The sequence below is a fragment of the Acidovorax sp. SUPP950 genome, assembly GCF_030158935.1.
GTDB lineage: Bacteria > Pseudomonadota > Gammaproteobacteria > Burkholderiales > Burkholderiaceae_C > Paracidovorax.
This window is the reverse complement of record NZ_BQXE01000001.1, coordinates 909562-935194: the sequence shown is the minus strand read 5'-3', so window position 1 is coordinate 935194 and position 25633 is coordinate 909562. Positions and strand designations below refer to the sequence as shown.

Here is a 25633-nt window from a genome sequence, read left to right as displayed (position 1 = left end):
CTTGTTTCTGAGAGGGGATGGGCGGGGCTCAGCGGCTGGCGGTGGCCCATTGCGGGGCGGCACTGGAGCCGCCTTGCGCGCCAGGCGAGGGCGATGCCGCATCGGCTGCGGGGGCCGCCGGGGCGGCGTGGTCGCGCCGCGCGGCGAGGCGCCACACCAGGCCGGCCGGGCCGGTCTGCCACCAGTGGCGCACGCCGCGGCGCGGCTGGCCCATGGACTGGGTGATGCGGTCCAGCGTGATGGCCAGCAGCACGATGCCCAGGCCACCCACGGTCGCCAGGCCCATGTCCAGCCGGCCGATGCCGCGCAGCACCATCTGGCCCAGGCCGCCCACGGCGATCATCGAGGCGATCACCACCATCGACAGCGACAGCATCAGCGACTGGTTGATGCCCGCCATGATGGACGGCATGGCCAGCGGCAGCTGTACCTTGGCCAGCAACTGCAGCGGCGAGGCCCCGTAGGCCCGGGCGGCCTCGATCAGGTCGGGCCGCACCTGGCGGATGCCCAGATTGGTCAGGCGCACCAGCGGCGGCAGCGCGAACACGATGGTCACCACCACGCCCGGCACGTTGCCGATGCCGAACAGCATCACCACTGGCACCAGGTACACGAAGGCCGGCGTGGTCTGCATGGCATCGAGCACCGGCCGCATCACGCGCTGGGCCCGGTCGCTGCTGGCCAGCAGGATGCCCAGCGGCAGCCCGATCACCAGGCAGAAGGCCAGCGAGGTCAGCACCAGCGACAGCGTCACCATGGCCTCGGGCCAGATGCCCAGCATGGCCACGAGCAGCAGCGAGACCACCGTGCCCACGGCCAGCGCGCGCCCCGCGAACTGCCAGGCGAGCACGCCGATCAGCGCGATCATGGCCAGCGTGGGCACGCTGGTGAGCAGGCCTTCCACCCAGGCCAGCGTGCCGTCGATGGGCGCGCGCACGGTCTGGAAGAACGGCCGGAAATGCGCCACCACCCACGACAGGCCGTGGTTGATCCACGACTCCACGGGCAGGCTGCCGTCCCACAGCTGGTGCAGGTGAAAGCCGCCGGCCGTGGGGTCGAAGCCCGTGGCGGCGTCGCCGGGCGTGGCGCTGGCGGGGGCGTTCAGCCAGTCGGTGTTGCCGGCGTCGCTGGGTGCGGTGGACGCGGCCCAGGGATCGGCCGCCGCCTCGGGGGCGGGGGCCTGCTGCGCCGCGGCGGCCGGGCTATCCCAGGGCGAGGCCGAAGCCGCGGGCGGTGCCTCTGCGGCCGGCGTCCAGGGGGTGGACTCGCCGGCCGTGGGGTTGGCGGTGGAATCGAGCGCTGGGGCTGTGGACTGGGTCATGCCGGGCTCCTTTCGGATGGTTCATTGGCGGGCGGGTTGGCGATGGCGGGCGCGGGCGCGGATGGCAAAGGGTCCGGCGGCACGGGCGGCGTGTCGCGGTCGAGAAAGCGCAGCAGCGTGGTCTTGCTGATCGCGCCGCGGAAGCGGCCGCCGTCCTCCACCACCGGCAGCGGGCAGGGCGCCTGCGCCACCTGGCCGAACAGGTCCGCCACCGGCGCATCCACGGGAATGGGCACCACGCCGTCCAGATAGGCGTGCTGCAGGCCCAGCGGGCCCACGTGGCCCTGCAGCGCGGCGCGCAACGAGTCGGCCGACACCGTGCCCAGGTACATCCGCGCCGGGCTCACCACGTAGGCGAAGTCGCGGTCCTGCTCCTCCAGCTGCTGCAGCGCGGCGCGCGAGCCCCGGTCGCGCTGCTCCGACACCACGGTGAGCGGGCGCCGGGCGATGTCGCCGGCCTTGAAGACCGCCGCCGCGTCCACGCCGCGCACGAAGCTGCGCACGTAGTCGTTGGCCGGGTTGCGCAGGATCTCGTCGGGCGTGCCCACCTGCACCACGTAGCCGTCCTTCATGATGGCGATGCGGTCGCCGATGCGCATCGCCTCGTCCAGGTCGTGCGAGATGAAGACGATGGTGCGGCGCTGGATCTGCTGCAGGCGCAGCAGCTCGCTCTGCATCTCGGTGCGGATGATCGGGTCCAGCGCGGAGAACGCCTCGTCCATCAGCAGGATGGATGGGTCCGACGCCAGCGCCCGGGCCAGGCCCACGCGCTGCTGCATGCCGCCCGACAGCTCGTCCGGGTAGCTCTCGGCCCAGCCGGACAGGCCCACCTGCTCCAGCGCCAGTGCGGCCTGGCGCTGGCGCTCGGGCCTGGCCACGCCCGCCAGTTCGAGGCCGAACGCGGTGTTGTCCAGCACCGTGAGATGGGGCATGAGCGCGAACGACTGGAACACCATGCTGATGTCCTTGCGGCGCAGCGCGCGCAGTTGCCGGTCGGACAGCGCGTTGATGTCCTGGCCGTCCACCAGGATGCGGCCCGCCGTGGGCTCGATCAGCCGGTTGAGCATGCGCACCAGGGTCGACTTGCCCGAGCCCGACAGCCCCATGACGACGAAGATCTCGCCCGCCTCGATGGTGAAGCTGGCGTCGAACACGCCGATGGAATGGCCGGTGCGCGCCAGGATGTCCTGCTTGCTCAGGCCCTGGCTGGCGAGTTCGAGCGCGGCTTGCGGCGCATCGCCGAAAACCTTGAACACATGTTCGATGGTGATTTGTTTGGCCACGGTGTGGGTCCTCCCTCGGTTGGAGCGGGTTGAACACGCCCCGGCCGCCCGAAGGCGGGCGGGGCTGCGAAGGCCTGGGCATTCGAGACCCTGATGCGGCAGCCGAACCCGGACGCCCAGGGCGCGCGGGAACAGTAGCGAAAGGGTGGGCACCGAGGTGACCGGGATCGGCCCGAATGGCACGCGAGGCGGTGCGCAAGGGCCTGGGGCGTGCCGGGAGAGGTCGGTCGGAGGACTCCCGGGGATCACGCGGCGCCGAGCCCGACGAACGGGCGGGCGCCTTGGGGCATCAGGGCCGAATGGGTCGGCCATGGGCCAGGGGGAAGCGGCCGGGCCTGGGGCCGGGCCGCCGTTTTCCTGGCGGGATCCGCTCCGGTGAAAGCGCCGCGTTGCGGGCCGGAAAGAGCGGATTACCTGCATTGCAGGTTGTAAAACACTCCAAAAGTATAGTTATTGGGTGTTTTTGTGTCAAAAGACCCGGGTTTGCCCGATGTGTTAATCGCGGGCGCAGCAGCGGAGCCGGGTGGATACCGGATTGCTATGTTTTTGGTAGCAATCAGGCCAATAAGTACTAAGGCAAGAGCCCCGAAAGCCCCCTGTCTGGGGGCCTTGCCGGGGCTCGGTGGGAGAGGGTGTGGGCGCTCAGTGCTTTTCGTGCGAAACGTTCAGCAATTTGTCAGTGTAGGCAATGGCGATGGCGCTCAGCAGGAACACCACGTGGATGATCGTCTGCCACATCAGCACCTTCTCGTCGTAGTTGGCGGCGTTGATGAAGGTCTTGAGCAGGTGGATGGAGCTGATCCCGATGATCGACAGGCCCAGCTTCACCTTGAGCACCGAGGCGTTCACGTGGCCCAGCCATTCCGGCTGGTCGGGGTGGCTTTGCAGGTTGAGCCGGCTCACGAAGGTCTCGTAGCCGCCCACGATCACCATGATGAGCAGGTTGGAGATCATCACCACGTCGATGAGCGCCAGCACGACCAGCATGATCACCGTCTCGTTGAGCGCCGTGACCTCCACGCCCGGCTTGTAGCCGATGCTGGTGACCAGCGACTGCAGCGCGCCCTGGTGGCCGAACGCGGCCTCGATCAGGTGCCACAGCTCCACGAGGAAGTGCCACACGTACACGCCCTGGGCGGCGATCAGCCCCAGGTAAAGCGGCAGTTGCAGCCAGCGGCTGGCGAAGATCAGCGAGGCCAGCGGGGTGAGGGACTTGCTGCCGTTGCGGGAAGCGGGGGGTTGCGGGAGGGCCATGGGAGGGTTTTCTTGAAAATCGCTAGAAATGAAACTCGCGCGATTCTAGAAGCACCGGCCGCTTGCCCTGTGACAGAAACCCGCCGCCTGCACAGGCGTAGCATCGGAGCCTTTGGCGGCCGCCGGCATCCGTCAGTGGCATGTAAGTGCGGCCCCCGAAAGTACCGCCAAATTATGTTGACTCCAGGAGACAAAACCCATGAGTGCGTCCTCGTCCACGATTGAATCCGTGCTGGTGGAAAACCGCGTTTTCCCGCCCTCCGAAGCCCTGCAGAAGGCCGCGCGCATTTCCGGCATGGCCGGCTACGACGCGCTGTGCGCCGAGGCCGAGCAGGATTTCGAAGGCTTCTGGGCCCGCCTGGCGCGCGAAAACCTGCAGTGGGACAAGCCCTTCACGCGCACGCTCGATGCCTCCAAGGCGCCGTTCTACGAATGGTTCGCCGACGGCCAGCTGAATGCCAGCGCCAACTGCCTGGACCGGCACATCGGCACCCCGGTCGAAAACAAGACCGCCATCATTTTCGAGGCCGACGACGGCACCGTCACCCGGGTCACCTACAAGGAACTGCTGGCCCGCGTGGGGCAGTTCGCCAACGCGCTCAAGGCCAACGGCGTGCAGCAGGGCGACCGCGTGCTCATCTACATGCCCATGACGGTCGAGGGCGTGATCGCCATGCAGGCGTGCGCGCGCATCGGCGCCACGCACAGCGTGGTGTTCGGGGGCTTTTCTGCCAAGGCGCTGCAGGAGCGGATCATCGACGCGGGCGCGGTGGCCGTCATCACCGCCAACTACCAGATGCGCGGCGGCAAGGAGCTGCCGCTCAAGGCCATCGTGGACGAGGCCCTGGCCATGGGCGGCTGCGACACCATCCGCAGCATCCTCGTTTACCAGCGCACGGCCACCGCCTGCGCCATGGTGGCGGGCCGTGACAAGACCTTCGCCGAGGCGCTGCAGGGCCAGAGCAGCGACTGCCCGCCGGTGCCCGTGGGCGCCGAGCACCCGCTGTTCATCCTGTACACCAGCGGCTCCACCGGCAAGCCCAAGGGCGTGCAGCACGCCACCGGCGGCTACCTGCTGTGGGCCAAGCTCACCATGGACTGGACGTTCGACCTGCGCCCGGACGACGTGTTCTGGTGCACGGCCGACATCGGCTGGATCACCGGCCACACCTACGTGGCCTACGGGCCGCTGGCCGCGGGCGCCACGCAGATCATCTTCGAGGGCATTCCCACCTTCCCGAACGCCGGCCGCTTCTGGCAGATGATCGAGCGCCACCGCTGCACGATCTTCTACACCGCGCCCACGGCGATCCGCTCGCTCATCAAGGCGGCCGAGGGCGATGCGGCCGTGCACCCCGCGCGCTCGGACCTGTCGAGCCTGCGCATCCTGGGCAGCGTGGGCGAGCCCATCAACCCCGAGGCCTGGATGTGGTACCACAAGAACGTGGGCGGCGAGCGCTGCCCCATCGTGGACACCTTCTGGCAGACCGAGACCGGCGGCCACGTCATCACCCCGCTGCCGGGCGCGACGCCGCTGGTGCCGGGCAGCTGCACCTTGCCGCTGCCGGGCATCGCGGCCGCGATCGTGGACGAGGTGGGCAACGACATCGCCAACGGCACGGGCGGCATCCTGGTCATCAAGAAGCCCTGGCCCAGCATGATCCGGACCATCTGGAACGACCCCGAGCGCTTCAAGAAAAGCTACTTTCCCGAAGAGCTCAAGGGCTACTACCTGGCGGGCGACGGCGCGGTGCGCAGTGCCGATCGCGGCTACTTCCGCATCACGGGCCGCATCGACGACGTGCTGAACGTCTCGGGCCACCGCATGGGCACGATGGAGATCGAATCGGCCCTGGTGTCCAAGACCGACCTGGTCGCCGAGGCCGCCGTCGTGGGCCGGCCCGACGACGTGACGGGCGAGGCGATCTGCGCCTTCGTCGTGCTCAAGCGCTCGCGCCCCACCGGCGACGAGGCCAAGGCCATCGCCAAGGAACTGCGCGACTGGGTCGCCAAGGAGATCGGCCCCATCGCCAAGCCCAAGGACATCCGCTTCGGCGACAACCTGCCCAAGACCCGCAGCGGCAAGATCATGCGCCGCCTGCTGCGCTCCATCGCCAAGGGCGAGCAGATCACGCAGGACACGAGCACGTTGGAAAACCCTGCGATCCTGGATCAATTGGCTGAAACCAATTGATCCAGGGGGCCGCCGCAGGGCGGCCCGGCGCGAAGCGCTTCGCAGGGTTTGACGGCACTCATATCGCCGCAGGCGATGTGAGTGACGGCAAAATCCCCCCACCGTCAGTACGGCGCCTCTGTTTTTATGCTTTCAAAACCACCGCACGCTCGCGTCCGGTGGTTTTTTCACGCCCGCCCCGCACTGTAGGACAGTGCCGGTTTCAATTTCCAGCCAGCGATAACCGCCCCCGCACAGGTTAAAAACGTCCCCCAACCGCGCCTGCCAGGCTGCGGATTTCGACACCTTCCGGGAGATTGACATGAATTTCAGAACCATCGCGCTGCTGCTAATCGTGGCCGCCATGGCCGTGCTGGCCGCGCTCAACTGGACCACGCTGGCCACCCCGTCCGTCATCTCGCTGGGGCTGACCTCCTTCGAGGCCCCGCTGGGCCTGCTCATGCTGGGGCTGACCGTGCTGCTGGGCATTTTCTTCATCGCCTACGTGCTGTCGCTGCAAGGCTCGGTGCTGCTGGAGACGCGCCGCCACGCCAAGGAAATGACGGCCCAGCGCGACCTGGCCGACAAGGCCGAAGCCTCCCGCTTCACCGAACTGCGCGCGTTTCTCGAAAACCAGAACCTGCAGTCCCATTCCGCCCTGATCGCGCGCATCGATGCGCTGGAACTGCACCTGGCCCAGCGCGCCCAGGAATCGGACAACACCACGGCGGCCTACGTGGGCCAGCTCGAACACCAGCTGCGCGGCACCCCGCGCGTCGATTCCCGCATCGACCCGATCTGATGTGGTGATGCGTCGGCGGCATAGCTTGCCTGCCGACCCTCCAAAACGAACGCCGCGCTGCACGGGAACCCTTGCAGCGCGGCGTTTGCGTTGGCGTTGGCGTTGATCGGCAGCGCGATGGATGGATTTACTTCAGAGACAGCACCCAGGCGGCCAGCTTCTTGGCGTCGGCATCGTTCACCTGGGCATTCGCCGGCATGGGCACCGGGCCCCACACGCCCGAGCCGCCCTTCATGATCTTGGCGGCCAGCTTGTCCACCGCATCCTTTTGGCCGGCGTATTTGGCGGCCACATCCTTGTACGACGGGCCCACCAGCTTCTTGTCCACCGCATGGCAGGCCATGCAGTTTTTCGAGGTGGCGAGGGCCTGGTCGGCCAGGGCCGGCACGGCCACCGACAGGGCCATCGCGAGGGTGATCAGGGTGCGCTTCATCGGGGGTTTCCTGTGGGTTGTGGGTTAGTATCCGGCTCAATGAAATTGTAGTGGCGGGGGTTGACCCCTGGCACGTAAAGTCCGTACCGCACAGGAGATCACCATGTACGCGCTGGGTCTGGGAGTGCTTCTTGTGCTGCTCAAATACCTCGAGATCGGGCCCGTGGCCCTGTGGTCGTGGTGGTGGGTTCTGTCCCCCTTTGCCGTGGCCTTCGTCTGGTGGGCCTGGGCCGACGCCACCGGCTACACCAAGCGCCGCGCGATGGAACGGATGGACCAGCGCAAGCAGGACCGCATCAACAAGAACAAGGAAGCCCTGGGCATCCAGCCGCGCAACCGCCGCTGAACGCACCGCCCCGATCGGCACCGACCCATCCAACCAAAAGCCCGCGCGCCTGACCGGCCGCGGGCTTTGTCTTTTGCAATGGCCGGCGCGCGGCCGGCCTGGATCAGTAGGCGTCCAGCACCGCGCCCTTGCTGGCGCTGGCGGCATTGAAGGCGAACTTGGCCTGCACGCCGCGCGTGTAGCGCGGAGCGGGAGGCGTCCAGCCTTCGCGGCGGCGGGCCAGTTCGGCCTCGGGCACGTTCAGTTCGAGCCGCAGCGTGTGCGCGTCGATGGTGATGGAATCGCCTTCGTTCACGAACGCGATGGTGCCGCCCGCCGCCGCTTCCGGTGCCACGTGGCCCACGACCATGCCCCAGGTGCCGCCGGAGAAACGCCCGTCGGTGATGAGGCCCACGCTCTCGCCCAGGCCCGCGCCGATCAGCGCGCCCGTGGGTGCCAGCATCTCGGGCATGCCAGGGCCGCCCTTGGGGCCCAGGTAGCGCAGCACCATCACGTCGCCCGCCACGATCTTGCCGTCCAGGATGGCCTTCAGGGCCGACTGCTCGTCGTCGAACACGCGCGCCGGGCCGGTGATGACGGGGTTCTTCAGGCCCGTGATCTTGGCGACCGCGCCCTCGGGGCTCAGGTTGCCCTTGAGGATGGCCAGGTGGCCCTGCTCGTACATGGGCCGGTCGATGGGGCGGATCACGTCCTGATCGGCGCGGGGCGCGTCCGGCACGTCCTTCAGCACCTCGGCGATGGTCTTGCCTTCGATGGTGAGGCAGTCGCCGTGCAGCAGGCCGGCGTTCAGCAGCACCTTCATGACCTGCGGAATGCCGCCGGCCTGGTGCAGGTCCACGGCCAGGTACTTGCCGCTGGGCTTGAGGTCGCACAGCACGGGCGTCTTCTGGCGCACGCGCTCGAAGTCGTCGATGGACCATTCCACGCCGGCCGCGTGCGCGATGGCCAGGAAGTGCAGCACCGCGTTGGTCGAGCCGCCGGTGGCCATGATGACGGCCACGGCGTTTTCGATGGACTTCCTGGTCACGATGTCGCGCGGGCGGATGTCCTTCTTGATCGCCTCGATCAGCACCTTGGCCGATTCCTTGGCCGAGTTCTGCTTCTCGTCGTGCGGGTTGGCCATGGTGCTGGAGTAGGGCAGGCTGATGCCCAGCGCCTCGAACGCGCTGGACATGGTGTTGGCCGTGTACATGCCGCCGCACGAACCGGTGCCGGGAATGGCGCGCTTTTCGATCTCCTTGAGGTCGAAGTCGCTCAGATTGCCGGCGGCGTTCTGGCCCACGGCCTCGAACACGCTCACGATGTTCAGGTCCTGGCCCTTGTACTTGCCCGGCAGGATGGTGCCGCCGTACACGTAGATGGCCGGCACGTTGGCGCGCAGCATGCCCATCAGGCCGCCGGGCATGTTCTTGTCGCAGCCGCCCACGACGACCACGCCGTCCATCCACTGGCCCTGCACGCAGGTTTCGATGCAGTCGCTGATGACCTCGCGGCTCACCAGGCTGTACTTCATGCCTTCGGTGCCCATGGCCATACCGTCGCTGATGGTGGGGGTGCCGAACACCTGGGCGTTGCCGCCGGCTTCCTCGATACCCTGGATGGCCGCATCGGCCAGCTTCTGCAGGCCCGAGTTGCACGGCGTGATCGTGCTGTGCCCGTTGGCCACGCCCACCATGGGCTTCTTGAAGTCGCCTTCTTCGTAGCCCATCGCGTAGTACATCGAGCGGTTGGGCGCGCGCGACTTGCCTTCGGTGATGTTGGCGCTGCGGCGGTTGATCTGCAGGGGTTTGTTTTCCATGGGGGCGTCCTTCGTGGGAGGAAATTTCGTGTCGCCGGGCCGGCCTCGGGTGGGCGGGCGGCTTTTGGGGCAGCGCGGAGTATGCGCTGTTTGATTGATTGGTTCCAATCCGTTTTCAAGGGGTCATTGATATGATTGGCATATGAATGACGCATTGATCGAGCTGCGCGTGTGGCGCCAGTTCCTGGCCGTGGCGGAAGAGCTGCACTTCGGCCGCGCCGCGCAGCGCCTGCACATGACCCAGCCCCCGCTCACCCAGGCGATCGCTCAGCTGGAGCGCGCGTTGGGCCTGCTGCTGTTCGACCGAACGCGCCGCCGCGTCGCGCTCACGCCGGCCGGCGAGGCGCTGCTGCCCGACGTGCGCGAGGTGCTGGCGCGTGCTCAGGCCCTGCCGGCGCGCGCCCGGGCCGCGGCGCAGGGCGAGGTCGGGCGCATCCGGCTGGCCTTCGTGTCCACCGTGGGCTTCGAGCAGTTGCCCGCCTGGGTGCGCGCCTTTCGCAGCGCCTGCCCGCAGGTGTCGCTGGAACTGGTCGAGGCGACGGGCGACGTGCAGCTGCAGTTGCTGGAGCGCGGAGAGATCGATGCCGGCCTGCTGCTGCATTCGCCGCAGTTCGCCCCGCCGGGCCTGGCCGGCCTGCGCGTGGCGCGCGAGCCGCTGGTGCTGGCACTGCCGGCGGCGCACCCGCTGGCGGTGCAGGCGAAAGCCCCGCCACTGGCCGCCGTGCTGGCCGAGCCGCTGGTGATCTTTCCGCGCCGCATCCTGCCTTCGGTGTACGACGCGATCTTCGCGCTTTACCACGCGGCCGGGCATTCACCGCAGGTGGCGCAGGAAGCCATCCAGATGCAGACCATCGTCAACCTGGTGGCGGCCGGCCTGGGGCTGGCCTTCGTGCCGCAGAGCGTGATGCAGTTCCAGCGCACCGGAGTGGTCTACCGCCGCGTGGCCACGCCGCCCCGCCGGCCGGGGCCGGCGCTGCCCGAGTGCGAAACCCGGCTGGTGTGGAACGCCCCCGCGGCCGGGCCGGCCCTGCTGCGCTTCGTGGCCTTCGTGCAGGCGCTCCAGGGCACGGCGCCGGGCGAAGGAGCGGATCGGTCGAGTGGGGATGGTTTGCTATCAAATGAATAGCTTCCGGGGCAATGAAAACGCCGGCGTGGGGCTTGAACGGCTTGGAAAAAAGAACAGCGCGCACACCGCCCTGGCGTGCGCGCCTTGGCCGGGCGCAGGATCAGTCCGCGGAGGCCGATTGTGTTTGCAGGTAGTTCTGCAGGCCGACCTTGTCGATCAGGCCGATCTGCTTTTCCAGCCAGTAGGCGTGGTCTTCCTCGGTGTCGCGCAACTGGGCGAGCAGCAGGTCGCGGCTCACGTAGTCCCGCACGCTTTCGCACAGGGCCATGCCTTGCTGCAGCGCGGCGCGCACTTCGTATTCGGTGGCCAGGTCCTTGCGCAGCATCTCGGGCACCGTGGTGCCGGGGGTGAACTCCTTCGGGCGCATGTCGGGCATGCCGCCCAGGAAGAGAATGCGCCGCAGCAACGCGTCGGCGTGCTGGGTCTCTTCCTGCATCTCATGGTCGATCCGCGTGTAGAGCTTCACGAAGCCCTGGTCTTCGTAGAGGCGCGAATGGATGAAGTATTGATCGCGCGCGGCCAGTTCGCCGCGCAGCAGGTCCTTGAAATAATCGATGACCTGTGGGTTTCCCTGCATGTGTTTTCCTTGGAATCAGGGCAGGAGTATCGCGCGGCCGCCCGGCCCGCGGGTGAAAGCCCCCGGGCCGGCGCTCTGCATGCGTACCGGGATCAGAAGCGTTCGCGTTGGGGGTGCTTTGATGATGATAGCGCTCGGCGTTGATGGAGCCGATCGGTATTTCGTGCATCGATGGTCAATTGCAGGAAAAGATGCTCGACTTTCAACAAGGAGATGTGCTGCCAATTCGTCAAGCGAGAGTAATTCGTTATTTTTGCCATTGCTTCGTGCTCGATCATTGGGTTTCCTTTGCATTTTTTAAGATGATTTAACGAATTGCATGGAGTCCCCTAATGAAGTCATCGCCCATTGATTCATCATCACGTCGTGGTAACCCGACTGCATCAGGGGAAAGGCCGAGTACCCAACGCCCGCCTCTCAGGCATCGGGCTGCGCTCCATCGCCCATCTGATTTGCCTCCACGCGTCGAGGGCAACTCATCGAGTTCCAGTTCGTCTGCTCCAAGAAAGGCATTTGCGTTTCAGCCCCGTGGACCTGCGCTGGATCGGCGAAGGATGACGGAAATTGCCGAGCGGGTCGCATCCGAGCCGGGGTCTGCCCTGATGATGTCTCCCTCGATAAGGGGTCGATCGGGCAGGGCGGAAATCAGGCCAGTATTGCCACAGAGCAAGAGCGAGCAAAGGGAAATGCTCCAAGATTTTTTGACGAATTGGTCAGGTCCCCAGTCGGTAAAAACCAAAATTCTCAAAGCCCACGAGGAGGAGTCCTTCGTTCTAGACTTGGAAGGGAAACATCTGAGCAGTCTTCCGGATGGGCTTTTCTTGCTGCCACATTTGGGAAACCTCATTGTGAATGGCAACCCTTCACTCAAAAATTTGCCGCCCGATCTGGCTTACGCCCCCGCATTGGCCCGCATCCAGGCAAACGATTGTGACCTGCATGAGTTGCCGGAAAACATCGGTCAGGCGGGGGAGCTGGTCATGCTGGAGATTAAAAATAACGGCCAATTGACCGAACTCCCTGCATCGATGGCGGATTTGAAAAAATTCGAGGTGATCGAGGCGACCCGTTGTAATTTGGTGGTCTTGCCGGAAGGCGGGATGGGCCCAAAAATCCGGCAAATCGATCTCTCTAATAATCCGAGACTCAGCCATTTACCGGAGAAATTAGGCGAGAGCCCCAATATTGAACATCTGGAATTAAAAGGTTGCTCGCTCTCGAGCATTCCTTCTGGTATTGGTGCCCTCCCAAAGCTGAAGTCGCTGAACTTAGCGGACAACGCGGCCATGCAGCAGCTTCCACCAGGCCTGAACTTCAAAAAGGTGCATGTCGGCACGCGAGGCACGCAGATCCGCCTGATGGACTTGGTTTTAAACCAACCCATCAGTCCGCCTGTGCGCAAAGAGCAAGACGCCAAACTCAAGCACGTGCAAAAGCACTGGGGAACGATCCAGAAGCTGATCGAAACCGGCGGCGCTAGAGTGGCACAGAAGGCAGAGGCCGCCCGCTTGGAAGTGGACCAGGGCAGGGCCGGTCTCTCCAATACCGCGCAATCAACACCACTGGCAGGGCGCAATTGGAAGGCCGCCAATCATCAAATCAAAGAATGGATCGGCCAGCACCAGCCGTTGGATACCGACCATCTGAAGCGCCTGAATGCGATGCTGGGCCAAGGCACCATGCCTTTCAACGACCCTGATGCATTTGAAAAATTTGGCGCGCGATTTGGGGAGTTTCGCCGGCAACCGACCGGATTTCCCCAGGGAAGCGCTGCTGCTGCGGTGGTAGACGAGCGAGAAGTGGGTGCGGAGATGGCTCAGTTCGATGAATGGTTTGAACAGGCATCCGCTCAGGTGTCGCAAGGCCAAATGAGTCCTGCCGAACTGTCAGCGGCAACGGTCCAGCGCTTGATGAGCATTCACCCGTTCCCCGATGCCAACGGCCGCACGGCCAGGCTTGCGGGTGACTGGGTTTTGATGAGCTATGGTCTGCCGCCCGCCAACAGTCCAAAACATCCAATCATCGTGTTCTCCAGCGGACGCAACCCAGAAGGTCCTGACGATGCCTTTGCCTTAACGGTCGAGGGCATGACAAAGACCGTCGAGATTTACGAAAAACATTTGGGATTGAAAACCTCAAGGCGTTAAAACTCACTATGTCCAAAGATGCCTTTTGACAAACCCGTCTCCGCACGGCGTGTCCTGCGCAGCACTTTGGTGCTTTGTTTTGTCTCCACCGCTGCGATGGCGCACGCTGGAGGAGCAGGTATCTACCGCTTGGACTGGCCCTACCGCGGCGAAGTGCTCAACTACCGCTCCTGCGGCTGCGCCGACGCATGCTGGGTGGCCGAAGTTCGGATTCAGCGGACAAAGGCCTTGAAAGCCCGGTTGCGGTGCGACTGCGAGTCCCTGCGCTACGCCCGGTCCCCGAGTCTGTCCAAAGAAACGGCGCTGGGGAATTGCGAAACCATCAACCGCAGTGGAAGCAAACCGGAAGCGATTCGCGAAAAGCTGGAGCAGATTCTGCACCCCACCGGCGCGAATCGAGGTTCAGCGTCCTCTGCACCATGAGGCTGACACGGCAACGCCGGCGGCGTTGTTCGGGCCTCTAATTTCCTGCCAGGCAACCTAGCGTCAGAAATCCACAGCCGCCGACAGCATCAGCGTGCGTGGCGCACCCACGGTCACGTAGTTGCTGACCACCCAGTAGTTCTTGTCGAACGCGTTTTCCAGGCTGGCGCGCAGCACCACGGGCTTGCCGGAGACCTTGGTGGCGTAGCGGGCGCCGATGTCCAGGCGCGTCCAGTTGCCCACGCGCAGGCGGTTGGCGGCGTCGGCATAGACCGGCGAGGTGTGGATGACGCGGCCGTTCAGGCTCAGGCCCTGCACCCAGGGGGTGTCCCAGTCCAAGCCCAGGTTGAAGGTGCGGTCCGGCACGCCGGCGGCGTTGTTGCCCTGGTTCAGGCCGCCTGCGGTGCGCGTGAGCTTGGCGTCGTTGAAGGCGGCGCTGGCCATCAGGCGCAGGCCGCGCTGGACTTCTCCGTAGGCCGTTAGCTCCAGGCCGCGGTTGCGCTGCTCTCCGCCGAAGCTGTACACATTGGTGGCCGGGTCGGTGACCGCGCCGGGCTTCTTGATCTGGTAGATGGCGGCCTGCGTGGTGAGCTGGCCCCAGTCCACTTTCACGCCCACTTCGTGCTGCTTGGATTTTTGCGGGGCGAAGGTCTCGCCGGCATTGGCGGTGGTGATCCCGGCGGTGGCACCGCGGGTGAGGCCTGCGGTGTAGTTGGCATAGACCGAGATGTTCTTCGCGGGCTTGAACACCACGCCCGCCAGCGGCGTCACGGCGCTCTTGTCGTAGCGGCTGGTGGAGACGCCGGTGGTGGGCGTGAAGTTTTCCTGCTCCATGGTCTGGTGGCGCAGGCCCAGGGTCACCAGCAGGCGGTCGTCGAGGAAGGCCATGGTGTCGGCCAGGGCCAGGCTCGACTGGTCGGTGACCGAGCTTTTGCCGGGTGCGCCGCGCGCCACGGTCATGGCGGGCAGGGGCGAGGGGTTGTACAGGTTGGAGGCGTTGGTCGTGGCCGAGGTGGCGTAGAAGTAGCCCGTTTCCTGGTTCAGGTAGTTCGCGCCCAGGGCCAGCGTGTGGCCGACGCTGCCGGTCTTGAAGCGCGTGCGCAGGCCGACGTCGGCGGCCTTGGACTTCGTGTACTGGTCGTAATAGGCGTTCGACACCCGGAAGTTGCCCAGCGCGTCGGGCCGGCCGCTGGGGAAGGTCTGCTCGTAGTCCATGTCCATGTAGCCCAGGCTGCCGTAGACGGTGGTGCGGTCGTTCAGGTCGTGCTCCAGGCGCGACATGACCGTCTTCACGTTGTCCTGCAGCTTCGTGCCGGGGTAGAAGTTGAGCCGCGCGTCGGGCACGGCCGGCACCGAGGTGGCCGTGCCGGCGAAGTTGATCTGGGGCCGGAATTCCTTGGTTTCGCCGCGCGTGGCGAAGGCGTCCAGCGACCAGCGCGTGCGGGCGCCGGCGTAGTCCAGGCCGACCGAGCCCAGGCCCAGGTTCTGCTTGCCGCCGTCGATGTTGCCCTCGCCGCCGCGCACCAGGCCGTTCACGCGCACGCCCCACTGGTTGTCTTCGCCGAAACGGCGGCCCACGTCCAGGTGGGTGCCGAACTGCGCCTTGCCCATGTAGGTGGTGGTCAGCCGCGTGAGCGGCACGTCCGCCGCGCGCTTGGTCACCACGTTGATGCTGCCGCCGACGCTGCCGCTCGGGCCCACGCCATTGGTCAGCGCGCCGGGGCCCTTCAGCACTTCGACGCGCTCGATGGTCTCCAGCGGGATGCTGGTGGACGGCGCCAGGCCGAACAGCCCGTTCATGCTGATGTCGCTGTTGGACAGGGTGAAGCCCCGCACCTGGAAGTCGTCGCCGAAGCCGCCGCGCGAGGTGAGCGTGCGCACCGAGGCGTCGTTCATCACCACGTCCGCCACGGTCCGTGCCTGCTGGTTGTCGATCAGCTCCGAGGTGTAGTTGGTGGTGCTGAACGGCACGTTCATCAGGTCGGTGTTGCCCAGGATGCCGAGGTTGCCGCCGCGCGCGAACTGCCCGCCCGAATAGGTCTTTTGCAGGCCGCCGATGGCCTCGGCCTGGTCGGATACGACCACTTCGTCGAGCGCCGTCCGGGCGGCGGTCTGCGCGCCGGCGCCGGTGGCGGCGATGAGAAGGCCGGCGCCGACGCAATGGCGGACGAGGCGGGCGAGCGGGGTGGGGGCGAAGCGGGGTTCTGCGCGGCTGGCGTGTCGGTGCATGGTGTTCAGGAGCGGGCTTTGCGGCCGGCGGGCCGGGGTCCGTGGCCAGGCCGTGAAGGGCCGGGAGAGGACCGCCGGGCGGCGGAAAGCGGTTAGAAGAATGAGAAGCGTTATCAATTATGAAGTCACCACCACGGGCCGATCGGGGTCGTCGGCCGGGCGCGTGGGATTGGTGCTATCAATTAAATAGCGTCGAAGGCAATCAAAACGCCGGCATGGGCCCGATTCGGCCCATATCCCGCCCGGCGGAATGCGATGACGAAGTCCGCCGGGCGAACCGCGGCGGCGCCTGGCCGGCCGGCGCGCCGCGCCGCCGCCGCAGCGGCCGCCGCTCCAGGGCGCCGGCCGGAACCGTCATGCCGGGCGGGCACAATACCGCCCACCATGCTGATGTACCCCCAAATCGACCCCATCGCCCTGCAAGTGGGCCCGCTGGCCATCCACTGGTACGGCCTGACCTATCTGGCGGCCTTCGCGCTGTTCATGTTCCTCGGGGTGCGGCGCCTGCGCCACGAGCCCTTCGCCTCCATCACCGGGCCCGGTGCCTGGACGCGGCGCGACGTGGAGGACATCCTCTTTCTCGGCGTGGTGGGCGTGGTGGCGGGGGGGCGGCTGGGCTACTGCCTGTTCTACAAGCCGGGCTACTACCTGTCCAACCCGCTGGAGATCTTCTACATCTGGCAGGGCGGCATGAGCTTTCATGGCGGGCTGCTGGGCGTGATCGCCGCGATGGTGTGGTTCGCGCATTCGCGCAAGCGGCCCTGGCTGCAGGTGGCCGACTTCGTGGCGCCGTGCGTGCCGACGGGGCTCGCGGCCGGGCGCGTGGGCAACTTCATCAACGGCGAGCTGTGGGGGCGCTTCAGCAGCCCGGACCTGCCCTGGGGCATGGTGTTCCCGCAAAGCGGCTCGCTGCTGCCGCGCCACCCGTCGCAGGTGTACCAGTTCCTGCTGGAGGGCGTGCTGCTGTTCGTGCTGCTGTGGCTCTATGCCCGCCGCGAGCGCCGCCAGGGCGAGGTGGCCGCGGCCTTCCTGGTGGGCTACGGCAGCTTCCGCTTCATCGCCGAATACTTCCGCGAGCCGGATGCGTTCCTGGGCATCCTCTCGCTGGGCATGAGCATGGGCCAATGGCTGTGCGTGCCGATGATCGTCGCCGGCATCGCCATGTGGGTGTGGGCGCGGCGCCAGCCGGTGCTGCAAAGGGCTTGAGGCCCCAGGGGCCTCCAGCACAATAAATACCAGGGCATGTTGCTATTGAAAATATAGCAAACGCCCTGGGGTCGAATCGGCACCGCAGGGTGCCTCAGACCGCCGCGCGCCGCGGCGCCATCGACCACAGCAGGCCCAGTGCCACGGCCAGCAGGACCAGCATGGCCGCATTGATGGCGGTCCATCCGATGCCCGACAGCAGCGCGCCCGAGCCGAACGACATGGCCACGGCCATGCCGCCGTTGCACAGCTCCATCAGCGCCTGGGCCGGGCCGCGTTCGTGCTCCGCATGGTTTTCGGACAGCAGCGTGGTGCCGGCGATCAGCATCAGGTTCCAGCCCACGCCCAGCAGCAGCGAGCTGGCCAGGAACTGAGCGAACCCCAGGCCCGACAGCGCCACCGTCGCGCTGGCCACCAGCGCCAGGGCGCCCGCGCCGGCCACGCGCCGGCTGCCCCAGCGGTCCACCAGCGGGCCGGCGAAGAACGCCGGCAGGAACATGCCCACCACGTGCCACTGGATCACCCGCGCCGCCTGGGCCGTGGAGAAGCCGCACCCATCCATGGCCAGCGGGGTGGCGTTCATGGCCAGGATCATCAGGCCGTGGCCGATGGCCGTCATGCCCACGGCGGCGCGCAGGGCGGGGCGCCGCAGCAGCGCGAGCAGCACCGCGCGCCCGGCGGCGGCCGGCTGCGGCGCCACGCCCTCGCGCAGCCGTGCCATGGTGGCGACGCCCAGCGCCGCCAGGGCCGCGATGGCCAGGTAGGAGCCCACGAACGGCGTGGCCAGCGCATCGCGCGAGCCCACCGCCACGGCCGGCGCGAGCAGCGCGGCGCACAGGCCCCCGCCCACCACGCAGGCGGCGGCCCGGCCCTTGTGGCGCGGGTCCACGGCCTCCAGCGCAGCGTAGCGGTAGTAGCCTGCCGAGGCCTGGTAGACACCGATGCAGGCCGTGCCCACGCACAGCAGCGCGAAGCTGCCCGCCGCCACCGCCAGGGCGCACACCAGGCCCCCGGCCACGCCGAAGGCGGCGCCCAGCACCAGGCCCGGCCGCCGGCCGCGCCGCTGCATGAACAGCGACAGCGGCGACACGGCCAGCAGGTTGCCCAGCACCAGCAGCGCCAGCGGCAGGGTGGCGAGCGCGCCCCAGGGCGACAGCCGCAGCCCGACGAGGGACGTGAGGGTGATGCCGATGATGGAGCACGACCAATAGAGCGCCTGGCCGGCGAACAGCAGACGGATGGCGGGATTGCGAAGCAGCATGGCAGGACCTGTGAGGGAGATGAAAAACGGAAAAGGGAAGGGCGGCCGAGCCGTGGCGCGGTGCGATGGGCCGGCCGCAGCGACCCGGGGCTTTCTCTGCCGGCCGCCGCGTCAGCCCGGCCGGGCTGCGCCGGCCGTCCCGGCGCCGAAGCGCTCGGCATAGGCCTGCGGGCTCACGGCCCGGTGCTTGTGGAAGGCGCGCCGCAGCGTCTCGGGGTGCTGGAACCCGCACAGCCGCGCCACGGTGGAAACCGAGGCCTGCGCCTGGGCCAGCAGGGCCGATGCCGCCTCCACCCGCACCCGCTCCACGTAGCGAGCGGGCGTGGTGCCCAGTTCGCGCTGGAACACGCGGGTCAGGGTGCGCGGCGGCATGCAGGCGCGCGCGGCCAGGGCGTCCAGCGACAGGTCGCCGCCCAGGTGGCCGGGAATCCATTCCAGCAGCGGCGTGAGGCGGGGCGCGTGCGCCGCATCGGGCGCCAGCAGGGGGCTGAACTGCGCCTGCCCGCCCGGGCGGCGCAGGTACATCACCAGGCGCCGCGCCACGGCCAGCGCCATGGCGCGGCCCAGGTCGTGCTCCACCAGCGCCAGGGCCAGGTCGATGCCCGCCGTCACCCCGGCCGAGGTGAAGACGTGGCCGTCGCCGTCGATGCCGCCCGGGTCGTAGGTGTGCAGCCGGTCGCCCGCCACCCGCACCTGCGGATGGCCCTGGCGCAGGCCGTCCACGCTGTCCCAGTGGGTGGTGGCGGGCCGCCCGTCCAGCAGGCCGGCGCGGGCCAGCAGCAGCGCGCCCGAGCACACCGATCCCACGCGCCGGGCGGTGCGCTCGGCCTGCCGCAGCCAGTCCTGCAGGGTCGTGTCGTCCAGCTGGGCATCGACGCCCATGCCGCCGGGCACGAGCAGGGTGTCCAGGCCAGGGAGCGCCACGTCGCGCCGCGCCGCGTCGGCCACCACGGCGAAGCCGGCGGAGCACGCCACCGGGCCCGCCACCTCCGCCACCAGTTGCAGGGCGTAGGCCGGCGGGCGGCCCTGGCGCTCCATCTCGACATTGGCGGAGGCGAAGACCTGCAGCGGCCCCACCACGTCCAGGCTCATGAAGCCGGGGTACAGCAGGCAGGCGATGCGGCGGGGGCGGGGTGGGGTCATGCGCCGCAGTGTCGCGCGGCGCGGCGGTGGCTGCAATGACAACCATCGCACAGATCCGGCCACTGTCTGCGGAGCCAGTCGGCCGCGCAGGCGCCACCGCATGGGGGTTTTCGCGGCCCAGGGAATCCCTGATGGGAAAGTGGCGGCTCCATCGCCATAATTATGTGAAATTACGCACATTGCCGCGCGATGCCGGCAGGTTGCGTTTCGTTGCCACCGCTTGCGAGGTCGATCGAGCCACTCACCGCCCCCCTGCCGCCGCTTTTTTTCATGTCCTCCCTTCCCGCCACCGCGCGCGCACTCCCCCTGTCCTTGCATTCCGAGGCGGCCGAGCGCATCCGCGAGCTGATCTTTGCCGGGCAGCTGCCCCCGGGCGGGTTCGTGGACGAGATCGCGCTGTGCGACCGGCTGGCCATCTCGCGCACGCCGCTGCGCGAGGCGCTCAAGGTGCTGGTGGCCGAGGGCCTGCTGCGCCACGAGCCGCGCCGGGGCTGCTTCGTGGCCGAGGTGACCGAGCGCGACCTGGACGAGATCTTCCCCGTCATCGCCCTGCTGGAGGGCCGCGCGGCGCACGAGGCCACCCTGCGCGCCAGCGAGGCCGACCTGGCCGCGCTGGAGGTGCTGCACGAGCGCCTGCGCGAGCACGCCGCGGCCGGCCGCATCGGCGAGTACTACGCGGCCAACCACGCCATCCACGAGGCGCTCATCACGCTGGCCGACAACCGCTGGCTGGCCCAGGTGATCGGCGACCTGCGCAAGATCCTGCGGCTGGCCCGCCTGCAGCAATTGCGCGCCCCGGGGCGGCTGCAGCAGAGCCTGGCCGAGCACCTGGAGCTGTTCGATGCCATCAAGCTGCGCGCTCCCGAGGTGGCCGAGGAGGCCATGCGCACCCACCTCGTGCGCCAGCGCGCCGCGCTGCGCGACATCGCCCGCAACCCCCCTTCGAGGATCACGCCATGAATGCCACTGCGGAATGGATCACGCGCAGCGTCTCCCGCCTGCGCCCCGCTGACAAGACCACCGGATCGGCCGACGGCGCGGGCAGCGGCCCGGCCAAGGCGCCGGTGCCGCGCTCCACGCACGAGCGCCTGCAGGCCACGCTGCGCCGCGGCCAGGAGGCGCTGTCGCCGCGCGCGCTGCGGCGCCTGCTGGCCGACCTGCAGGAGGTGGGCGCGCCGCAGGTGAGCGAGGTCGAGGGCGGGCGCCGCGCCGAGGCCGTCGCCGCCTGGTACCACGCGGCCGAGCCCGAGGAGCGCCGCGACATGTGGCTGCTGCTGTGCGAGCAGTTCGCGCCCGACGCCACGCGTTTCAAGTCGGCGCGCCAGCGCTACGAGGCGGCGGCCGGCACGGCCGAGGAGGCCCATGCCGAGATCCACCTGCGCCGCGCGCTGGTGTCGCCGCGCACGCGGCTGCTGCAGCGCTTTGCGGTGTTTCCGAACGGCATGCGCTTTCTGCTGGACCTGCGGGCCGAACTGCTGCCGCAGCTCAAGGGCGACAAGCGGCTGCTCGCGCTCGATGCCGAGCTGGAGCAGCTGTTTTCCACCTGGTTCGACGTGGCGTTCCTGGAACTGAAGCGCCTGTCGTGGGATTCGCCCGCCTCGCTGATCGAAAAGCTCATCAAGTACGAGGCGGTGCACGACATCCGCAGCTGGGCGGACCTGAAGAACCGGCTGGACAGCGACCGGCGCTGCTACGGCTTCTTCCACCCGCGCCTGCCCAACGAGCCGCTGATCTTCGTGGAGGTGGCGTTGGTGGCCGACCTGTCCAGCAGCATCACGCCGCTGCTGGACGAGGGCGCGGCGCCGTCCGACCTGTCGAAGGCGACCACGGCGATCTTCTACTCGATCAGCAACACGCAGACGGGGCTGCGCGGGGTGAGCTTCGGCGATTCGCTCATCAAGCACGTGGTGGAGACGCTGAACGCGGAGTTTCCGCGCCTGCGCACCTTCGCCACGCTGTCGCCGATCCCGGGTTTCCGTTCGTGGCTGTCCAAGCACTGCGCCGCCGCGCTCGATGCGCTCGATGACAAGCGCCGTGCCGAGCTGGGCAAGGCCGTGGGGTTCGAGCCGCCGCAGGCCGCCCACGTGCTGGCCGCGGCCGACAAGGCGCTGGAGCTGCCCCCGAAATCGCCCGTGCGCCAGCTGCTGCTGCAGTGCGCCGCGCGCTACCTGGGGCGCGAGCTGCAAGAGGGCAAGCCGGTGGACCCGGTGGCGCGCTTTCACCTGGGCAACGGCGCGCGCGTGGAGCGCCTGAACTGGGCGGGCGACCCGTCGTCCAAGGGCCTCAAGCAATCGTTCGGCCTGATGGTCAACTATCTCTACGATCTCAAGCGGATCGACAAACACCGCGGCCTGCTGGCGCAGGGCCGCGTGCCGATGTCGGGAGACATCGAGAGCCTGTGCCGGGACTGAGGCGGTGTGAGCGGGGCAGAAAGAAAAAAGGCCGGTGCGCGCCATGAAGGAAAGCGCCCGAGCCTTTCGCCCCGCGGGTCAGATGGCACCGGCGCCATGAGCGCGCCTTCCTTGCATGCATGACAAAGACCCACAACGACAGGAGACAGACACCATGAACCATTCCCCTTTGCAGCGCCGCGGCGTGCTGCGTGGCGCGGCCGCGGCCGGGCTGGCGCTGGCCACCGGCCGGGTGTTGGCGGCCGACCCCTGGCCGGCCAAGCCGGTCAACCTCGTCGTGCCGTTCCCGGCCGGCGGCGGCACGGACGCCTTCGCGCGGCCGTTCGCGGCGCAGTTCGCCAAGTCCACCGGCAAGATGCTGATCATCGACAACCGCGGCGGCGCGGGCGGCACCGTCGGGGCCAGCTTCGCGGCCAAGGCGCAGCCCGACGGCTACACGCTGTTCATGGGCGGCACGCACCACGTGATCGCGCCCTCGATGTACCCCAAGCTCGACTACGACATCGAGAAGGACTTCATCCCGCTGGCGCTGCTGGCCAACGTGCCGCAGGTGCTGGTGGTCAACCCGCGCACGGTGCAGGCCACCACCATGCCGCAGTTCCTGGACTTCCTGCGGCGCAACCCGGCCAAGCTCAACTACGCCTCGGCCGGCGCGGGCACCTCGCACCACCTGGCGGGCGAGCTGTTCAAGCTGCAGACCAACACCTTCATCACGCACATTCCCTACCGCGGGGCGGGCCCGGCGCTGCAGGACCTGATCGGCGGCAACGTGGACATGATGTTCGACGGGCTGGGCTCGTCCGCCGCGCACATCAAGGGCGGGCGGATCAAGGCGCTGATGGTGGCCGGCGCCCGGCGCAACCCGGCCTTCCCCGACGTGCCCTGCGCGGCCGAGGTGGGCCTGCCCGACTACACCGTGACCACGTGGTACGGCCTGTGGGCGCCCAAGGGCACGCCGGCCGACCTGCAGGCGCGCATCGTCGAGGAGACGCAGCGCTTGGGCACCGCCGAGGACTTGAAGGCCGTGTGGGCCAAGAACGGCGCCGACTACGGCGGCCTGTCCCAGACGCAGTTCGCCGCCATGGTCCACTCGGAGGTTCGCCGCTGGGCGAAGGTGGTCAAGGATTCGGGCGCCAAGCTCGATTGACCGGGGGCCCCGGGCGGGGCGGCAAGGCGGCCGATGCGGCCAGTGCAAACGGCGGACATGGCGGACATGGTGGAGAGGGCGGACATGGCGGGTGACATCGGTGTGGAGCGGGTCGACGGGGCGGATGGCGCCCCCGGGGTGGTGCGCGTGGTGCTGCGCCACCCGGGGCGGCTCAACGCCATGTCCCGCGCCATGTGGCGGCAGCTGCGCGCCGTGTTCGAGCAGCTGCAGGCCGATGCCGGCGCGCGCTGCGTGCTCATCGAAGGCGAGGGCGATGCCTTCTGCGCGGGCGGCGACATCTCCGAGTACCCGGCCTTCCGCTTCGACCGCGAGGCGCTGCGCGACTTCCACGAAACCGACGTGTGGGGCGGCCTGGCGGCCATGCTGGCGTGCGACGTGCCCATCGTGGCCGCGATCCGCGGCGCCTGCATGGGCGCGGGCGTGGAGATCGCGAGCTGCTGCGACGTGCGCATCGCCGGCGCGGGGGCCCGCTTCGGCGCGCCGATCGCGCGGCTGGGCTTTCCGATGGCCCCGCGCGAGGCGCAGCTGGTGGCCGGCGCGGTGGGCGAGCTGATCGCCCGGCAGATGCTGCTGGAGGCCGCCACCTTCGGCGCCGAGGCCATGGCGGCGCGGGGCTTCCTGAACCGCGTGGTGGCCGACGAGATGCTGGCCGCCGAAGCCCTGGCCAGCGCCCGGCGCATCGCCGCGCTCGCCCCCGCCGCGGCGCGCATGAACAAGCAGACGCTTCGTGCCTTGAAAGGGCCTGCAGTGCATATTCCACTAGGGCATGTTGCTATGAATAATGTAGCAGTTGACCCGGCGGCCAACGCACCGGGGCAGGGACCGGGCGCTTTCGCCGGCCCCGACCCCTATGCCTACGCGGACAGCCCCGAGCACCGCGAAGGCATCATGGCGTTCCTGGCCAAACGTCCTCCCGTCTTCTGACACCCGACCGTTTTCCTCTTTTTTTGTATGAGCCAACACAACCTGTACACCGCCCTGCGCGCGGCCTTTCCGGACGACCTGGATACCGTCGCCGTCGAAACCACGGCGGCCGACGGCACGCCCCTGCACTACACCTGGAGCGACCTGGACCGCGCCAGCGCGCGCATCGCCAACCTGCTGGCGTCGCTGGACCTGCCGGACGGCAGCCGCATCGCGGTGCAGGTCGAAAAGTCGGTCGAGGCCCTGCTGCTGTACCTGGCCACGCTGCGCGCGGGGCATGCCTTCCTGCCGCTGAACACGGCCTACCAGAGCGGCGAGATCGAATACTTTGTCGGCAATGCGGAGCCCGCGGTGGTGGTGTGTTCGCCCGCCAACTTCGGCTGGGTGTCCAAGATCGCCTTCACGGCCGGCACGCAGCATGTGTTCACGCTGGGCGACGACCGCACCGGCACCCTGCTGGAGCGTGCCGCGCACCACGGCGACACGCACCTGCCCGTGCCGCGGGCGGCCGACGACCTCGCCGCCATCCTCTACACCAGCGGCACCACCGGCCGCAGCAAGGGGGCGATGCTCACGCACGGCAACCTGCTGTCCAACGCGCAGGTGCTCAAGGAATACTGGGGTTTCCGGCCGGACGACGTGCTCATCCATGCGCTGCCCATCTTCCATGTGCACGGCCTGTTCGTGGCGATCCATGCGGCGCTGCTCAACGGCAGCAAGATGATCTGGCTGGCGCGGTTCGACCCGCGCGCGGTGGTCGCCGCGATGCCGCGCGCTACCGTCTTCATGGGCGTGCCCACGCTGTACGTGCGCCTGCTGGCCGAGCCGGGCCTCACCCGCGAGGCGGTGCGGAACATGCGCCTGTTCATCGCGGGCTCGGCGCCGCTGCTGATCGAGACCTTCCGCGAATGGCAGGAGCGCACCGGCCACACCATCTTGGAGCGCTACGGCATGAGCGAGACCATCATGCTCACCTCCAACCCCTATACGGCCGACCCGCGCCACGGCGGCCAGGACGAACGCCGGGGCGGCACCGTGGGCTTTGCGCTGCCGGGCGTGGGCCTGCGCGTGGTGGACGATGCGGGCGCGCCGCTGCCCGTGGGCGAGATCGGCAATATCCAGGTGCGCGGGCCCAACGTGTTCAAGGGCTACTGGCGCATGCCCGAGAAGACGCAGGAAGAGTTCAGCACCGATGCCGAAGGGCACCGCTGGTTCAAGACCGGCGACGTGGGCCGCGTGGACGAGCGCGGCTACGTGAGCATCGTGGGCCGCAGCAAGGACCTCATCATCAGCGGGGGCTACAACGTCTACCCGGCCGAGATCGAGGGCTACATCAACGAGATGCCCGGCGTGGCCGAGAGCGCGCTCATCGGCGTGCCGCACCCGGACTTCGGCGAGGTCGGCGTGGCCGTCATCACGCCCAAGCCCGGCGCGCAGCTCGATGGCGACGCCATCGTGGGGCGGCTCAAATCGCAGCTGGCCAACTTCAAGATTCCCAAGCGCTGCTTCATCGCCCCCGAGCTGCCCCGCAACGCCATGGGCAAGGTGCAAAAGAACCTGCTGCGCGAGCAGCACAAGGGGCTCTTCGCCTGACCCGGTGGCCGGCGA

At 68.1% G+C, this 25633-nt stretch carries 22 protein-coding genes; 12 read left to right on the top strand and 10 right to left on the bottom strand.

Annotated elements, in window-relative coordinates; all coding sequences use genetic code 11:
* Nucleotides 1-28: 28 nt before the first annotated feature.
* The 3 genes from proW to AVME950_RS04455 form a co-directional block, all read right to left on the bottom strand.
* The gene (gene proW / locus AVME950_RS04465) at nucleotides 29-1321 is read right to left on the bottom strand and encodes a glycine betaine/L-proline ABC transporter permease ProW (RefSeq protein ID WP_284428892.1); all 1293 of its coding nucleotides are present in this window, start codon (nucleotides 1319-1321) and stop codon (nucleotides 29-31) included.
* A complete protein-coding gene (proV, locus tag AVME950_RS04460) occupies nucleotides 1318-2604 on the bottom strand; it encodes a glycine betaine/L-proline ABC transporter ATP-binding protein ProV (protein ID WP_284428891.1) in 1287 nt (428 codons plus the stop codon). Before proV ends, proW begins: the two co-directional genes overlap by 4 nt.
* A gap of 642 nt (nucleotides 2605-3246) precedes the next feature.
* Nucleotides 3247-3858 carry a TIGR00645 family protein gene (locus AVME950_RS04455; RefSeq protein WP_092740989.1) on the bottom strand — a complete coding sequence of 204 codons (612 nt, stop codon included), beginning with the start codon at nucleotides 3856-3858 and terminating at the stop codon, nucleotides 3247-3249.
* 199 nt (nucleotides 3859-4057) lie between these two features.
* Here AVME950_RS04455 and acs point away from each other — a divergent pair, with 199 nt between their 5' ends.
* A complete protein-coding gene (gene acs, locus AVME950_RS04450; protein ID WP_284428890.1) occupies nucleotides 4058-6052 on the top strand; it encodes an acetate--CoA ligase in 1995 nt (664 codons plus the stop codon).
* A 301-nt stretch (nucleotides 6053-6353) separates the two neighbouring features.
* The gene (locus AVME950_RS04445; RefSeq protein WP_272564182.1) at nucleotides 6354-6833 is read left to right on the top strand and encodes a LapA family protein; all 480 of its coding nucleotides are present in this window, start codon (nucleotides 6354-6356) and stop codon (nucleotides 6831-6833) included.
* A gap of 127 nt (nucleotides 6834-6960) precedes the next feature.
* Here AVME950_RS04445 and AVME950_RS04440 read toward each other — a convergent pair whose 3' ends face one another.
* Nucleotides 6961-7266, bottom strand: a complete 306-nt coding sequence (locus tag AVME950_RS04440; RefSeq protein ID WP_272564181.1) for a c-type cytochrome — start codon at nucleotides 7264-7266, stop codon at nucleotides 6961-6963.
* 103 nt (nucleotides 7267-7369) lie between these two features.
* On the opposite strand from AVME950_RS04440, the gene AVME950_RS04435 reads away from it, so the two are divergent.
* Nucleotides 7370-7612: a TIGR04438 family Trp-rich protein gene (locus AVME950_RS04435; protein ID WP_284399149.1), complete on the top strand. Its 243-nt coding sequence runs from the start codon at nucleotides 7370-7372 to the stop codon at nucleotides 7610-7612.
* Nucleotides 7613-7715: 103 nt separating this feature from the next.
* On the opposite strand, the gene ilvD is transcribed toward AVME950_RS04435, so the two are convergent.
* Nucleotides 7716-9410, bottom strand: a complete 1695-nt coding sequence (ilvD, locus tag AVME950_RS04430) for a dihydroxy-acid dehydratase (protein WP_284428889.1) — start codon at nucleotides 9408-9410, stop codon at nucleotides 7716-7718.
* A 142-nt stretch (nucleotides 9411-9552) separates the two neighbouring features.
* Here ilvD and AVME950_RS04425 point away from each other — a divergent pair, with 142 nt between their 5' ends.
* Nucleotides 9553-10536 carry a LysR family transcriptional regulator gene (locus tag AVME950_RS04425; RefSeq protein ID WP_284428888.1) on the top strand — a complete coding sequence of 328 codons (984 nt, stop codon included), beginning with the start codon at nucleotides 9553-9555 and terminating at the stop codon, nucleotides 10534-10536.
* 100 nt (nucleotides 10537-10636) lie between these two features.
* Here AVME950_RS04425 and bfr read toward each other — a convergent pair whose 3' ends face one another.
* On the bottom strand, nucleotides 10637-11113 hold the full coding sequence (gene bfr / locus AVME950_RS04420; protein WP_272548335.1) for a bacterioferritin: 477 nt from the start codon (nucleotides 11111-11113) through the stop codon (nucleotides 10637-10639).
* A gap of 92 nt (nucleotides 11114-11205) precedes the next feature.
* Nucleotides 11206-11391 carry a hypothetical protein gene (locus tag AVME950_RS04415; RefSeq protein ID WP_284428887.1) on the bottom strand — a complete coding sequence of 62 codons (186 nt, stop codon included), beginning with the start codon at nucleotides 11389-11391 and terminating at the stop codon, nucleotides 11206-11208.
* 276 nt (nucleotides 11392-11667) lie between these two features.
* On the opposite strand from AVME950_RS04415, the gene AVME950_RS04410 reads away from it, so the two are divergent.
* Together AVME950_RS04410 and AVME950_RS04405 are read left to right on the top strand one after the other, a co-directional pair.
* Complete coding sequence (locus AVME950_RS04410) at nucleotides 11668-13260, top strand: Fic family protein (RefSeq protein ID WP_284428886.1); 1593 nt, start codon at nucleotides 11668-11670, stop codon at nucleotides 13258-13260.
* Nucleotides 13261-13278: 18 nt separating this feature from the next.
* The gene (locus AVME950_RS04405; RefSeq protein WP_284428885.1) at nucleotides 13279-13683 is read left to right on the top strand and encodes a hypothetical protein; all 405 of its coding nucleotides are present in this window, start codon (nucleotides 13279-13281) and stop codon (nucleotides 13681-13683) included.
* Between the two features lie 63 nt (nucleotides 13684-13746).
* Here the strand turns inward: AVME950_RS04405 and AVME950_RS04400 are convergent, their stop codons facing one another.
* Entirely contained in the window at nucleotides 13747-15912 is a 2166-nt protein-coding gene (locus AVME950_RS04400) for a TonB-dependent receptor (protein ID WP_284428884.1), read from the bottom strand.
* Nucleotides 15913-16296: 384 nt separating this feature from the next.
* Between AVME950_RS04400 and lgt the strand changes: the two genes are divergently transcribed.
* Nucleotides 16297-17118 (top strand): prolipoprotein diacylglyceryl transferase, encoded by an 822-nt coding sequence (gene lgt / locus AVME950_RS04395; RefSeq protein WP_284428883.1) that lies wholly within the window; start codon nucleotides 16297-16299, stop codon nucleotides 17116-17118.
* Nucleotides 17119-17212: 94 nt separating this feature from the next.
* On the opposite strand, the gene AVME950_RS04390 is transcribed toward lgt, so the two are convergent.
* Nucleotides 17213-18379: an MFS transporter gene (locus tag AVME950_RS04390; protein WP_284428882.1), complete on the bottom strand. Its 1167-nt coding sequence runs from the start codon at nucleotides 18377-18379 to the stop codon at nucleotides 17213-17215.
* Nucleotides 18380-18490: 111 nt separating this feature from the next.
* Nucleotides 18491-19522, bottom strand: coding sequence for a GlxA family transcriptional regulator (locus tag AVME950_RS04385; RefSeq protein ID WP_284428881.1), 1032 nt, complete (start codon nucleotides 19520-19522; stop codon nucleotides 18491-18493).
* A 270-nt stretch (nucleotides 19523-19792) separates the two neighbouring features.
* On the opposite strand from AVME950_RS04385, the gene AVME950_RS04380 reads away from it, so the two are divergent.
* From AVME950_RS04380 to AVME950_RS04360, 5 genes are all read left to right on the top strand, one after another.
* Nucleotides 19793-20482 carry a GntR family transcriptional regulator gene (locus AVME950_RS04380; RefSeq protein WP_284399171.1) on the top strand — a complete coding sequence of 230 codons (690 nt, stop codon included), beginning with the start codon at nucleotides 19793-19795 and terminating at the stop codon, nucleotides 20480-20482.
* Nucleotides 20479-21933, top strand: a complete 1455-nt coding sequence (locus AVME950_RS04375) for a malonyl-CoA decarboxylase (protein ID WP_284399174.1) — start codon at nucleotides 20479-20481, stop codon at nucleotides 21931-21933. The genes AVME950_RS04380 and AVME950_RS04375 overlap by 4 nt, the downstream gene beginning before the upstream one ends.
* Before the next feature lie 154 nt (nucleotides 21934-22087).
* Nucleotides 22088-23080, top strand: a complete 993-nt coding sequence (locus AVME950_RS04370) for a Bug family tripartite tricarboxylate transporter substrate binding protein (protein ID WP_272564166.1) — start codon at nucleotides 22088-22090, stop codon at nucleotides 23078-23080.
* A gap of 84 nt (nucleotides 23081-23164) precedes the next feature.
* Complete coding sequence (locus AVME950_RS04365) at nucleotides 23165-24025, top strand: enoyl-CoA hydratase/isomerase family protein (protein WP_284429570.1); 861 nt, start codon at nucleotides 23165-23167, stop codon at nucleotides 24023-24025.
* Between the two features lie 27 nt (nucleotides 24026-24052).
* Nucleotides 24053-25618 carry a malonate--CoA ligase gene (locus tag AVME950_RS04360; protein WP_284428880.1) on the top strand — a complete coding sequence of 522 codons (1566 nt, stop codon included), beginning with the start codon at nucleotides 24053-24055 and terminating at the stop codon, nucleotides 25616-25618.
* The last annotated feature ends 15 nt before the right edge of the window (nucleotides 25619-25633 follow it).

What these genes read in the sequence shown, in the direction of transcription:
- AVME950_RS04435 (WP_284399149.1), top strand. Translation starts at nt 7,370, where the DNA reads ATGTACGCGCTGGGTCTGGGAGTGCTTCTTGTGCTGCTCAAATACCTC.
- AVME950_RS04360 (WP_284428880.1), top strand. Translation starts at nt 24,053, where the DNA reads ATGAGCCAACACAACCTGTACACCGCCCTGCGCGCGGCCTTTCCGGAC.
- proW (WP_284428892.1), bottom strand. Translation starts at nt 1,321, where the DNA reads ATGACCCAGTCCACAGCCCCAGCGCTCGATTCCACCGCCAACCCCACG.
- bfr (WP_272548335.1), bottom strand. Translation starts at nt 11,113, where the DNA reads ATGCAGGGAAACCCACAGGTCATCGATTATTTCAAGGACCTGCTGCGC.
- AVME950_RS04380 (WP_284399171.1), top strand. Translation starts at nt 19,793, where the DNA reads ATGTCCTCCCTTCCCGCCACCGCGCGCGCACTCCCCCTGTCCTTGCAT.
- ilvD (WP_284428889.1), bottom strand. Translation starts at nt 9,410, where the DNA reads ATGGAAAACAAACCCCTGCAGATCAACCGCCGCAGCGCCAACATCACC.
- AVME950_RS04445 (WP_272564182.1), top strand. Translation starts at nt 6,354, where the DNA reads ATGAATTTCAGAACCATCGCGCTGCTGCTAATCGTGGCCGCCATGGCC.
- AVME950_RS04365 (WP_284429570.1), top strand. Translation starts at nt 23,165, where the DNA reads ATGGCGGGTGACATCGGTGTGGAGCGGGTCGACGGGGCGGATGGCGCC.
- AVME950_RS04405 (WP_284428885.1), top strand. Translation starts at nt 13,279, where the DNA reads ATGCCTTTTGACAAACCCGTCTCCGCACGGCGTGTCCTGCGCAGCACT.
- AVME950_RS04385 (WP_284428881.1), bottom strand. Translation starts at nt 19,522, where the DNA reads ATGACCCCACCCCGCCCCCGCCGCATCGCCTGCCTGCTGTACCCCGGC.
- AVME950_RS04410 (WP_284428886.1), top strand. Translation starts at nt 11,668, where the DNA reads ATGACGGAAATTGCCGAGCGGGTCGCATCCGAGCCGGGGTCTGCCCTG.
- AVME950_RS04390 (WP_284428882.1), bottom strand. Translation starts at nt 18,379, where the DNA reads ATGCTGCTTCGCAATCCCGCCATCCGTCTGCTGTTCGCCGGCCAGGCG.
- AVME950_RS04415 (WP_284428887.1), bottom strand. Translation starts at nt 11,391, where the DNA reads ATGATCGAGCACGAAGCAATGGCAAAAATAACGAATTACTCTCGCTTG.
- lgt (WP_284428883.1), top strand. Translation starts at nt 16,297, where the DNA reads ATGCTGATGTACCCCCAAATCGACCCCATCGCCCTGCAAGTGGGCCCG.
- AVME950_RS04440 (WP_272564181.1), bottom strand. Translation starts at nt 7,266, where the DNA reads ATGAAGCGCACCCTGATCACCCTCGCGATGGCCCTGTCGGTGGCCGTG.
- acs (WP_284428890.1), top strand. Translation starts at nt 4,058, where the DNA reads ATGAGTGCGTCCTCGTCCACGATTGAATCCGTGCTGGTGGAAAACCGC.
- AVME950_RS04375 (WP_284399174.1), top strand. Translation starts at nt 20,479, where the DNA reads ATGAATGCCACTGCGGAATGGATCACGCGCAGCGTCTCCCGCCTGCGC.
- AVME950_RS04370 (WP_272564166.1), top strand. Translation starts at nt 22,088, where the DNA reads ATGAACCATTCCCCTTTGCAGCGCCGCGGCGTGCTGCGTGGCGCGGCC.
- AVME950_RS04455 (WP_092740989.1), bottom strand. Translation starts at nt 3,858, where the DNA reads ATGGCCCTCCCGCAACCCCCCGCTTCCCGCAACGGCAGCAAGTCCCTC.
- AVME950_RS04425 (WP_284428888.1), top strand. Translation starts at nt 9,553, where the DNA reads ATGAATGACGCATTGATCGAGCTGCGCGTGTGGCGCCAGTTCCTGGCC.
- AVME950_RS04400 (WP_284428884.1), bottom strand. Translation starts at nt 15,912, where the DNA reads ATGCACCGACACGCCAGCCGCGCAGAACCCCGCTTCGCCCCCACCCCG.